General features: G+C 66.7%; 13 protein-coding genes. 8 read left to right on the plus strand and 5 right to left on the minus strand.

What is annotated here, in order from left to right:
* Nucleotides 1-744: MFS transporter (locus R1101_RS26210; protein WP_232284708.1), on the minus strand; the 744-nt coding region annotated here is incomplete at its 3' end.
* 208 nt (nt 745-952) lie between these two features.
* On the opposite strand from R1101_RS26210, the gene R1101_RS0108895 reads away from it, so the two are divergent.
* The 7 genes from R1101_RS0108895 to R1101_RS0108925 all read left to right on the plus strand — a co-directional run bounded on the left by R1101_RS0108895 (nt 953) and on the right by R1101_RS0108925 (nt 7,643).
* The gene (locus tag R1101_RS0108895; protein ID WP_016933091.1) at nt 953-2,755 is read left to right on the plus strand and encodes a glycoside hydrolase family 15 protein; all 1,803 of its coding nucleotides are present in this window, start codon (nt 953-955) and stop codon (nt 2,753-2,755) included.
* 324 nt (nt 2,756-3,079) lie between these two features.
* Entirely contained in the window at nt 3,080-3,280 is a 201-nt protein-coding gene (locus tag R1101_RS0108900) for a cold-shock protein (protein WP_016933092.1), read from the plus strand.
* A 32-nt stretch (nt 3,281-3,312) separates the two neighbouring features.
* Nucleotides 3,313-3,906, plus strand: a complete 594-nt coding sequence (locus R1101_RS0108905) for a helix-turn-helix domain-containing protein (protein ID WP_016933093.1) — start codon at nt 3,313-3,315, stop codon at nt 3,904-3,906.
* 447 nt (nt 3,907-4,353) lie between these two features.
* Complete coding sequence (locus tag R1101_RS26215; RefSeq protein WP_016933094.1) at nt 4,354-6,675, plus strand: ATP-dependent DNA ligase; 2,322 nt, start codon at nt 4,354-4,356, stop codon at nt 6,673-6,675.
* Between the two features lie 197 nt (nt 6,676-6,872).
* Nucleotides 6,873-7,145, plus strand: coding sequence for a LuxR C-terminal-related transcriptional regulator (locus R1101_RS0108915; protein ID WP_016933095.1), 273 nt, complete (start codon nt 6,873-6,875; stop codon nt 7,143-7,145).
* The gene (locus tag R1101_RS30140) at nt 7,142-7,303 is read left to right on the plus strand and encodes a hypothetical protein (protein ID WP_016933096.1); all 162 of its coding nucleotides are present in this window, start codon (nt 7,142-7,144) and stop codon (nt 7,301-7,303) included. The genes R1101_RS0108915 and R1101_RS30140 overlap by 4 nt, the downstream gene beginning before the upstream one ends.
* A 10-nt stretch (nt 7,304-7,313) precedes the next feature.
* Nucleotides 7,314-7,643 (plus strand): YnfA family protein, encoded by a 330-nt coding sequence (locus R1101_RS0108925; protein WP_016933097.1) that lies wholly within the window; start codon nt 7,314-7,316, stop codon nt 7,641-7,643.
* Nucleotides 7,644-7,685: 42 nt separating this feature from the next.
* Here R1101_RS0108925 and R1101_RS0108930 read toward each other — a convergent pair whose 3' ends face one another.
* The 3 genes from R1101_RS0108930 to R1101_RS0108940 form a co-directional block, all read right to left on the minus strand.
* Complete coding sequence (locus tag R1101_RS0108930; protein WP_016933098.1) at nt 7,686-8,138, minus strand: hypothetical protein; 453 nt, start codon at nt 8,136-8,138, stop codon at nt 7,686-7,688.
* Nucleotides 8,139-8,233: 95 nt separating this feature from the next.
* Nucleotides 8,234-9,007 carry an amidohydrolase family protein gene (locus R1101_RS0108935; RefSeq protein ID WP_129977069.1) on the minus strand — a complete coding sequence of 258 codons (774 nt, stop codon included), beginning with the start codon at nt 9,005-9,007 and terminating at the stop codon, nt 8,234-8,236.
* 55 nt (nt 9,008-9,062) lie between these two features.
* Nucleotides 9,063-10,046 (minus strand): helix-turn-helix transcriptional regulator, encoded by a 984-nt coding sequence (locus R1101_RS0108940; protein WP_016933100.1) that lies wholly within the window; start codon nt 10,044-10,046, stop codon nt 9,063-9,065.
* Nucleotides 10,047-10,145: 99 nt separating this feature from the next.
* Here R1101_RS0108940 and R1101_RS26220 point away from each other — a divergent pair, with 99 nt between their 5' ends.
* Nucleotides 10,146-10,517, plus strand: coding sequence for a VOC family protein (locus R1101_RS26220; protein ID WP_232284709.1), 372 nt, complete (start codon nt 10,146-10,148; stop codon nt 10,515-10,517).
* Between the two features lie 19 nt (nt 10,518-10,536).
* Here R1101_RS26220 and R1101_RS0108950 read toward each other — a convergent pair.
* A partial coding sequence (locus R1101_RS0108950; protein WP_016933102.1) for a DUF5602 domain-containing protein occupies nt 10,537-11,078 on the minus strand: 542 nt, incomplete at its 5' end.

An 11,078-nucleotide genomic window follows, 5' to 3' on the forward strand; every position in this document is an offset into this window, starting at 1 on the left:
CGACAGCAGCGGCACTCTGCCGGCCCGTTCGAATCTCCGTACGTGCAGGAAGAATCCCACGACGAGCAGGATTCCGATACCGATGAGTGTCGCCGACACCGAGAGTGCGTTGTCCGCCTGAAGGATTCCCATGACCATGCAGACGAGACCTGCGGCCGACAGCACGGCACCGATTCCGTCGAACGGTGTGGTCGGGTCCGGGGGCAGGGGATCATCGAGTCTTCTGCTCAGAAGAACGATGGCGGCGACGATCAGAGCCTGGAACACGAAGGCCGCCCGCCAGTCGATCGCGGTGGTGATCAACCCACCGATCAGCGGGCCTGCTGCGGCGCCTATCCCACCCATCCCCGTGATCACGCCGAAGGCCCGTGCCCGAGACTTCGTGTCGGTGAAGAGCATTGTCGTGAGGATGTACACGGGCGGGATCAGCAGGGCGGTGCCGATTCCTTCGAGAATCGAGTTGCCCACGATCAGGATGCCCAGGCCGGGTGCTGCCGCACTCATGAGCGCGCCTGCCCCGTACAGGACGAGGCCGGCGACGAAACATCGCTTGCGGCCCCATCGATCCGTCAGCTTCCCGCCCGGAATCATGAACGCCGCCATGACCAGAAGGAACACGGTGATCGCGGTCTGGACGCCCTGCACCGTGGTGTCCAGGTCGACGCTGATGTCGTTGATCATCACGTTCATGTTCGAACCTGCGAAGCTGCAGATGAACTGGGCGAGGGCGAGGGGCAGCAACATTCGCCGTATGGGGGCAGACGGTTCCGATGCCGGCTTCTCGATCATCTCGTGCTTTCCGTCGCGAAGGATGTCGCCGCACTTCTGCTCGTCATGATCCCCGCGGAAGTACTCGAGTGGCAGTGCCGAGTCGAAACCGTGACCTTGACCCCGCATCCGGGAACAGAGGACTATCGAAGGACTCGACTCCATTTCTCGCGGAGGTAACGGCATGCTTCTCGAGGACTACGGTTTCATCGGTGATCTGCAGACCTCCGCGCTGGTCGGGCGCAACGGCTCGATCGACTGGTTGTGCCTGCCCTCGTTCGACTCCGGTTCGTGCTTCGCGGCTCTGCTCGGCGGCCCGGAACACGGACGCTGGCTCGTCGCACCCGCAACGGAGCCCGTCGAGATCACCCGCCGCTACGTCGACGGCACCCTGGTGCTCGAGACCGATTTCGAGACGGCGGACGGTGCCGTCCGGGTGATCGACTTCATGCCTCGCCGCGGAGGGGGCCCGCCTCGGCTGATCCGCATCGTCGAAGGTCTGCGGGGCCGGGTACCGATGCGCATGCACCTGTCGTTGCGACCGGATTACGCTGCCGTCACGCCGTGGGTGGAGGCCGTGGCCGACGGTGCTGTTGCGACGGCCGGTCCCGATGCCTTCCATCTGTGTACGACGGTGCCCTTGGAAATCCGTGCAGGAAGCATCGAATCCGAATTCGTCGCCGTGGAGAGCGCCCGGTACCGATTCGGCCTGGACCGGCACGCATCCTTCGAACCGGCTCCCGTCGTCGAGGACGCCGAATCCGCGCTCGCGCGAACCGTGGAGTGGTGGCGCGACTGGACGGGACGATGCACCTACAGCGGGGCGTATCGCGAGGAGGTGATGCGGTCCCTGATCGTCCTCAAAGGGATGACCGACGAGACGACCGGTGCAATCGTGGCGGCCCCGACCACCTCACTGCCCGAAGCACTCGGCGGGGTACGCAATTGGGATTACCGATACTGCTGGTTGCGCGACTCGGTCCTGGCACTCGAAGCGCTGCTCGCAGGCGGGTACACCGGTGAGGCCTTGTCCTTCCGTGATTTCATGCTCCGGGCGGGAACGGGTGATCCGGCCGATGTGCAGATCATGTACGGCATCAGAGGAGAACGTCGACTGACCGAGTTCGAGGTGGGACATCTTCCCGGCTACGAAGGTTCGGCACCCGTCCGGGTCGGGAACGCGGCCGCGGAACAGTTCCAGCTCGACGTGTACGGAGAAGTCCTCAGCGTCGCGTACAAGGGAGCCGAAGCGATCGGCAGGATCGAACCGCACATGTGGCCCAGGTGGCAGGCCGTCATCGAGCACGTGGAGAAGATCTGGCGTGATCCCGACGACGGGATCTGGGAAACGCGCGGTCCCCGCCGGGATTTCACACAGTCCAAGGTGATGGCCTGGGTCGTCTTCGATCGGGCGGTCCGGCTCGCGGAGACGTTCGGGCTCGAGGCTCCCGTCGAACGGTGGAAGCAGACCCGTGACGAGATCCACCGCGAGGTGTGTGAACGGGGATACGACCCGGTCCGCGGTACGTTCACACAGTACTACGGCTCCGCGGAACTCGATGCCAGCGTGTTGCTCATCCCGCTCGTCGGTTTCCTTCCCCCGACCGACGATCGGGTCACGTCGACGCTCGATGCGCTCCGGGACGAACTCGGTCGCGACGGCTTCGTGTCGCGTTATTCCACGGCGAAGACCGATGACGGACTTCCCGGTGACGAAGGACAGTTCCTCGCCTGCTCGTTCTGGTTGGTGAGCGCGTTGGCCCTCAACGGCCGCGTCGACGACGCTCGTGCGTTGTTCGAGCGGTTGCTCGGACTCGCCAACGATCTCGGGTTGCTCGCGGAGGAGTACGACGTGCAGGCAGGGCGACAGGTGGGCAACTTCCCTCAGGCCTTCAGTCACCTCACCCTCGTCGGTGCGGCCTGCGCGATCACCGCTGCGGAACGGACCGGAGGGTCCGATGTGGTGAAGGAGGAGTCTGTCACCTGATCCGTCCTCGAACGGATTGTCGAGACGATCCGAATGACAAGTGCCCGTTGGGTATACATCGACAGACATGCGGTGTGTAGGTACACCGGCGGAGGCATCGGGTGCACCTCTCTACTTCCGGAAGTCCGGACTCGAACCAACCCCGTTGGCACGCAGATGAATCGGAAGAAATGGTACGAATGTCACCGATTCGGCGCGGGCGCTTCCCCCGGCCCCCCGAACAGGATTCAATGACAGGTGCAGAGGGACTGCCGGGAGCGCAGGGGATACGCTTCCGCATCGCTGCTCCGTCGGGAAATTCGCGAACGGTGGCAGGGGACGACAATGGAGCACGGAGTTGTGCTGTGGTTCGATGCCGGTCTGGGACACGGATTCATCCGTGACGACGACGGCACCGAAATCCTGGTGCATTATTCACAGATCGACGGGAGCGGTTACCGCTTCCTGACAAGTGGTCAGCGGGTCCGGTTCGACGTGGGCTACGGAATCTTCGGCCGGCAGGCGGTCGACGTGCACGTATGCTGACATAGGGGCCGTCCGGACGGTGGGAACGGATCATGGACACACGTGCGAACGAGCGGGTGGGCGAGATCCACCTTTCTCCCTCGGAGGAGCAGGTGTGGGCCTCGCGGGCTGCAATCGAACGGGCGACGGGCGTGCTGATGGAACGATACGGCCTCGATGCCGGACAGGCGAAGGAATCGCTGCTTCGGGCCTCCCGCCGTGCCGCCGTACCGGCGGTTCGATTGGCGGAGGAGGTGCTCGTCTCCGGCCGGACACATGAGCCGTCCTCGATCCGGGAAGTGCTGGACACCGCACCCGCGCCTGCGGCTCTGCAGAAGGCCGTCGCCTTCATCGAGGCCGAAGCTGCTCGCCCGATCAGACTGGCCGATATCGCCGCTGCCGCCGGCGTCGGAGGGCGCGCCCTGCAATACGATTTCGTGCGCCATCATCACACGACGCCTGTGCGGTACCTGCGTTCGGTACGACTCGAGCGGGCCCACCGTGATCTGCAGACCGCCGACCCGAACCGCGAGACGGTGGCCTCGATAGCGGCGCGGTGGGGCTTCTCGTCGCCCGGCCGGTTCGCGGCGCAATACCGGTCCGTCTACGGTCGATCCCCTCGTGTGACCGGCACGGGACGGTTGTGATCCGATCGGATTACCGACGAATCGCCGAAAAACGAATAGACTGCACCGGAAGCGAACAATGCGTCGCTGTCGAGACTGCCGACGGGGCGTGAGACTTCCGGCGCAGGGGGTCGGATGCGTCCACCTGCCCCGTCGGCAGTACCTCGAACATGCACATTCGATCCCGGCCGGGGCCATTCGGCGTACTCTCGGGATAACGATGATCGCCTGTCACCCCCCTGCGCGGACGATCACCGCCGCCGGGTGGGTCCGATGTCGGCCACTCGGGCGATGCCGGACCCTGCCGCCCCATTCCCCTGCTCGGGCGACAGGGTTTCGGCGCTGTACAGCGTGCCTCACGCTGCTTCGAATCTGTCCGCCCGGAGCTTCGGCGTTCACGGACGTGCCGCCCCGATCACCCTCTTCGACACCGCACCCGAACGCGTCCGAATTGGCAGAATCCGAAGTATGCCGACCCGGACGATCGACGGTCACCGCATCACCCTGACCAACCTCGACAAGGTGCTGTATCCGAGCACCGGGACGACGAAGGGTGAGGTCGTCGAGTACTACGAAGCGATCGCCGAGGCGATGCTGCCCCACATCGCCGGCCGGGCCACGACCCGCAACCGGTGGCCGAACGGCGTCGGTGGACAGTCCTTCTTCGAGAAGAACCTTCCGGACCACGCACCGGCATGGATCGAGCGTCGCACTCTGCACCACAAGGACCGGCGGGTCACCTACCCGCTGTTCGATTCGGTCGCCGGACTGGTCTGGCTCGCACAACAGGCAGCCCTCGAACTCCACGTCCACCAGTGGCGTTTCGACGGAGAGAAGGCCGGACCCGCGACCCGCATCGTCTTCGATCTCGACCCCGGGCCCGGGGTGGGCCTGGCCGAGTGCGCGGAGGTCGCCCGCCACGTGCGCGACACCGTCGCAGAACTCGGGTGGGACGCCTATCCCGTGACCAGTGGCAGCAAGGGGATACACCTGTACGTTCCGCTCGACCGGGTGTTGTCCTCGGCGGGGGCGTCGAAGGTGGCGAAGCAGGTCGCGCGCAATCTCGAGACCACCCTTCCCGGCCTGGTGACCGCGACGATGGCGAAATCCGCGCGCGAAGGCAAGGTCTTCGTCGACTGGAGTCAGAACAACAGTTCCAAGACGACGGTGGCTCCGTACTCGCTGCGCGGTCGCGACGAGCCGTGGGTTGCAGCCCCGCGTAGCTGGGACGAACTCGACGATCCCGACCTCTCGCAACTGCAGTTCCGCGACGTGCTCGCTCGTATCGACGAGCTCGGGGACCTGCTCGCCGGACTGGATCCGCCGCTCGGCGGCGGCACTGCGTCCGGCGGCGACGCCCTGGACACCTACCGCGGCAAGCGCGACGCGGCGCGCACCCCCGAACCCGTGCCCGACCGCGTCCCGGACGACGGTCCCGGCAACAGGTTCGTCATCCAGGAACACCATGCGCGTCGCCTGCACTACGACCTGCGGCTCGAACGCGACGGTGTGCTGGCCTCCTGGGCGGTGCCGAAGAACCTGCCGGAGACCTCCGGGCGCAACAACCTGGCGGTACGGACCGAGGATCATCCCATCGAGTACCTGACCTTCCACGGGACGATCCCGAAGGGCGAATACGGTGCCGGCAGCATGACCGTGTGGGACACCGGCACCTACGACACCGAGAAGTGGCGGGACGACGAGGTGATCGTCCGTTTCCACGGCGAGCGGATCGAGGGACGGTACGCGCTGATCCGCACCGAGAAGAACCAGTGGCTCGCGCATCGCATGAAAGACCAGGCGGAGCCGACCCCCGAGCCTTCGTCCGACGGCGGGCCGTCGGGGTCGAAGGTCTTCCCGCACGACCTGGCGCCGATGCTCGCGACCCCCGGTGACGTCTCGGATCTCGACGCCGAACACTGGGCGTTCGAAGGCAAATGGGACGGATACCGCGCGATCGCGGAGATCGAGGACGGCACGGTGAGGCTCCGCAGTAGATCCGGACGCGATGTCACCGGCGACTATCCGAAGCTCGTCGAACTCGCGACGATCCTCGACGGTCACCGGGCGGTGCTCGACGGGGAGATCGTCGCGGTGGACCGTTCCGGCGTGACGAGTTTCTCGATGCTGCAGCGCGGCGTGAACTACGAGTACCGCGTGTTCGATGTGCTGTATCTCGACGGGGTCTCGCTGCTGCGCAAGACCTACGACGATCGCCGCCGGGTCCTCGAGGCGCTTGCCGCCGCGACGGACGGACTGATCGTCCCCGATCTGCTCCCGGGTGACGGACCCGACGCTCTCGACCGCAGCCGGGCGAAGAACTGGGAGGGCGTGGTCGCGAAGCGCCGTGACTCCGTATACCTGCCGGGCAAACGCGGAGCGGGGTGGATCAAGTCCAAGAACTGGCTCACCCAGACCGTCGTGCTCGGAGGATATCGGCGCGGCCGCGGCAATCGCGCCTCCACCTTCGGATCCCTGTTGCTCGGCGTCTACGACGACGGCGAGTTCGTCTACGTCGGCAAGGTGGGGACCGGTTTCGACGCCGAGACCCTTCTGTCGGTGGCGAAGACCATGAAGGGACACACGAGTCGTACGAACCCGTTCGCGAACGAGGTGCCGGCCGCCGAACGCCGCGATGCGGTGTGGCTGCGGCCCGAACTCGTGGGGGAAGTGCGGTTCGGGGGATGGACGGAAGGAGACCGTGTGCGGCACGCGAGCTGGCGCGGTCTGCGCGACGACATCGACGCGTCGAGCGTGGTGCGAGAAGAGGAAGCAGGCGCCGACTCCTGACATCGACGTATCGAGCTCGGGCGCGACGGCCGGCGGATCGGTTGAGCGGTCGAAGTACCGATGCCCGTATTCTGTCGGGCAGAAAGAGATCGGTATGGGTGATTGTTGCCTTCAACCGTTACGTTGTATCCACTCGAAACGGTGTTCGTCGGGGGACCCGGCTCGATCCCATGTATTCATCTCGGTAGGGACGCGCTATGACGACGATGCTCGGACATTCCCCGGCTCAGGAGCCTGCACCACAGAAGCCCGCACTCTCGGCTCGCGAGATCGAGATCCTACGGGCCTGGTTGCTCTGCGAGTCCAAGGCAGAGGCCGCTGCGAGCCTGTTCGTCACCGCAGCCACGGTCAGCACCCACATCGTCCGCATTCGCGAGAAGTATGCCCGGGTCGGGCGTAGGGCGACCACGAAGACCGCACTGCTCGCCCGCGCCCTGCAGGACGGTGTGATCTCCATCGACGAACTGTGACCCGTCGGCTTCTCACCGGGCAGGGCGGACACACGACGGAAGCCACGAGTGCGGCGAACGCCACGCGTCGACGGGGCGTGGACGTGGTGATGCTCGACGATCACGGCATGGACGAGCGCGTGCGCGGCATCGAGTCGGGTGCGGTGCCGCAGGACTAGAGTTCCTCGTGTGACCGTGCTGAAGTCGTTGCTGCTGTTCGCCGTTGCCGCCCTGTTCGAGATCGGTGGTGCGTGGCTGGTGTGGCAGGGCGTGCGCGAGCACCGCGGCTGGATCTGGATGGGGCTGGGCGTGATCGCGCTCGGCGCTTACGGTTTCGTCGCCACGCTCCAGCCCGACGCGAACTTCGGACGCATCCTCGCCGCGTACGGCGGGGTGTTCGTGGCCGGTTCGTTGGTGTGGGGCATGGTGATGGACGGCTTCCGGCCGGATCGGTGGGATGTCGCGGGCGCGCTCGTCTGCCTCGTGGGCGTCGCCATCATCATGTATTCACCTCGGTGACGGGGCATCCGGTGCGGGCGGTGCCGGATGCCTCTCCCGATGTCACGGCACTACGACGCCTCCGGCTGCGGGGGTCGAGTTGCACAGCGGTCCACTGCCGAGATTCACCGAGCCGAACACCGTGGCCACGACTTCACCCGGTCCGGTGTCGACCAGCGCCGACAGGTTCGGGTACGCACCGCCCAGATCGACGATGCCGGTACGGCCGGTGGTGCGATTGAGCCATGCGACGCTGACCTGGCCTGCTGCCGGGACCGGCCACAGCGCTTCCCGCGTGGAGAACAACACGTGTCCGCCGGGAATACCGGCGTCCGGTCCGGGTTGCGCCGCGACCGAGGTCAACGACGCGAGGCTGCCCTGATTGATGCAGCCGATGGTGATCGCCGTGCCCAGCGGCTGAGGGGGTGCAGCGGTCGCCGCACCGGTGAATGCGATTGCGGCAGCGAGGGGAGCCGCCAGGGCGAGAATTCGACGTGCACTTCGCAGTGCAGGCATGGTGCTGCTCCTCGGAAAAAGGGACGTCACGTCCGGGAGCCGACCGCGGCGAGGAATACCGCGGCGCGTCCCGCGCACCGATGACGAGCGTGAGTCTATCGAGACACCGAAGTTCCTGGAGCGGTTTCGGTCTCGATCCGGTACAGCCCGGAAGCATTGCGGCGCAATACCGCGTCGGCGAGGTCGTCACCGAGCACGTCCTCGACGAGGGCGATGTCGGTGTCCCGGAACGGTCGTGGTGCCCGTGTCGACGGCAGATCGGTGCCGAACACGAGGGCAGCGGGATTCGCATCGGCGAGGGCCCGCAGCGCGTCGGCCACCGCGAAGTCGACGCGCCCGAACCCCGTGGCCTTCACGCGGACACCACTGTCCACCAGGCGCAACAGTGACGGCAGGCCGTCCCGCGACAATCCCAGATGATCGATCGACACCGCGGGTAGCGCCGCGATCGTCGAGTGCACATCGGCCAGATCGCGGGCATCGATGTACAACTCGGCGTGCCAGCCGACGAGATCGTGGACCCGGCGGGCGAGCCGGTCGAGTTCGGAGAGGGTCGCCGACCCGCCGCGGCGGACGTTGAATCGCACCGCCCGCACGCCCGCCGCGTCGAGCCGCACGATCTCGTGGTCCGAAGCGGTGACCGGCAGGTGCACGACACCCACGAAGGACGGACCGAGCCGGTCGAGCGCGTCGAGGAGGAAACTGTGATCGAAGGCCTGGAACGACGCCGACACCACCGCTCCTCCGGTGACGCCCAGATGCGCGACCCGCGCGAGATAGTCGTCGACGGTGAACGGTTCGGGTAGATACCCGTCGTTCTCGACGAGGGGGAAGCGCGGATCGATGATGTGCAGGTGCGCGTCGAACATCTCCCCACGATAGGAATCGCCCCGCAGCCGGGACAGGTTTCGGATCATCGGGAGTTCACGGGCGGCGACGATGCGCGGTATGACGGCGGAGGAGCGACTCGGCCAGTCCTGCCACGAGGTCCCGTGCCTCGGGTGGCCCGACGATCTCGATGTGCTCGCCGAACTGCAGCAGTTGCCGCACACCGTCGATCGAGTCGTAGGCCACCGTGATCCGCGAAACGGCCGGTCGCGGCCCTGCGGTGCTTCCGCGCAGGCGGGCACCGAGGATGCGCCGGGCGAGGTCGAGACGGCTCGTCGCGAGCTCGGCGGTGACGACGACGTCCTCGCGTCGTTCGAGCGCGTCGCCGAGTTCGCGTGCCAGGGCGGGCAGGGTCCGGCCGGGGGACAGGCGGCGCGGCCGGTCGAGCACTTTCCACGCACTCAGGCGGGTGAGTGCGAACAGTCGTGGTCGCCCCTGATCGTCGGCCACGAGATACCAACGGCCGGCGCGGGAGAGCACACCGTACGGATCGACGACGATCTCGCGTTCGTCGCGGTGCCCGCTCGAGCGGTAGGTGATCGCGAGTCGCCGTCCGCGTCGCAGGTCGCGGGTGAGCGCAGCGACGTCGGCCCGGTCCTCGGCGGCGAACCATCCCCGGTTGTCGACGGTGACCACCTCGGTCAGCGGCAGCAGGTCGTTCTCGCGTGCGCTGGACGGCGTGCGCCGGCCGCGCGCGGTGAGCTTGTGGACGGCGTCGCGTGCGGTGGCGTCGACACCGAGTTGCCGGGCCCGGCCCATGTCGAGACCCAGGGCGCGCAGGACGTCCACCTCGGACGCGGTGAGCCGGTTCAGGTCGGTCTGCCGACCGGGGAGCACCACGATGCCGCCGTACCTACCGCGTTCGGCGACCACCGGAAGGCCCGCAGCAGCAAGCGTTTCCACATCGCGCAACACGGTGCGCCCGGAGACGCCGAATTCCTCCGCGAGTTCGGCGGCCGTGACCCGTCTGCGGGCCTGCAGGACGACCAGCATGCTCAGCAACCGCTGCGGCCGGTTCACGGACTGTTCGATCTCCTTTCGAAAACACGACAGGAACTGTCGGGTTTCGGTGCCACGGTAGTCCCCGAAGCCTTCACCGCCTACCGGAAGGGGATGTCGATGACCGTGTCGTCGCCCAACCTGTTCCTGATCTACGTGACCGACGTCGAACGTGCGACTCGCTTCTACAGCGACCTGTTCGACATGACCCCGCAGATGACGACCCCGCGCTACGTCTGCTTCGAAGTGGCGCCGGAAGTGCTGTTCGCGCTGTGGTCGGGTCGTGCCGAGACCGTGGATGCGAACGCGCCGCGGTTCTCGGAGGTGGGCCTGATGGTGCCGGGCTCGGCAGCCGCCGTCGATGCGATTTACGACGAGTGGGCCGGCAAGGGGGTGACGGTCGTGGAGGCACCTCGCGACGAGGTGTTCGGGCGGACATTCGTGGTGTCGGACCCGGACGGCAACCTCATCCGCGTCTCCCCGCTGGACTGAGCCCGCTCGACCGGCCGATCTACGACGCCTCGCGCATCGTGAGCCCGCCGAGTTCGACCGTGTACGTCTGCGACGCCTCGTCCCACCACACGGAGTAGGTGGTGGGGTACAGACCCGCGCGCTGGTAGGCCTCGGGCTGGGGAAGGGGCTCGTGGATCGCAGGCCGGGACGCGAGCCACTCCCGGCTCATCATGGGTTCGATGAACGCCTGCCGGCCGTCCCACGTGCCGTAGAGCACCGTCTCGGTGAAGTGGTGTTCCGCAGCGGAATCGTGCCCGGTCTCGGTGGTGTTCACCCAGTGCAGTCCCATACCTGCGACCGTCGAGGTCAGCGGATCTCCGGACGGTGCGTACCCCTTCGGGAGGTAGCGCGGGTCGGGCACGCGGGCAGCAGCGGGGATGTAGCCGGGAGCGAAGGGATGGATCGACTCCACCGTCGGCCTGTCCAGCAGATAGAAGTGGACGTCGAAATGCGGGACGTCGAAGCCGTGCTGGGGGTCGTGGCCGTGCGAGTTCCAGTCGATCGTGACGTGGTCGAAGGCCGTGGCGGCCGCCTCCTCGG

The organism is Rhodococcus sp. R1101 (genome assembly GCF_000278445.1).
Lineage (GTDB): Bacteria > Actinomycetota > Actinomycetes > Mycobacteriales > Mycobacteriaceae > Rhodococcus > Rhodococcus gordoniae.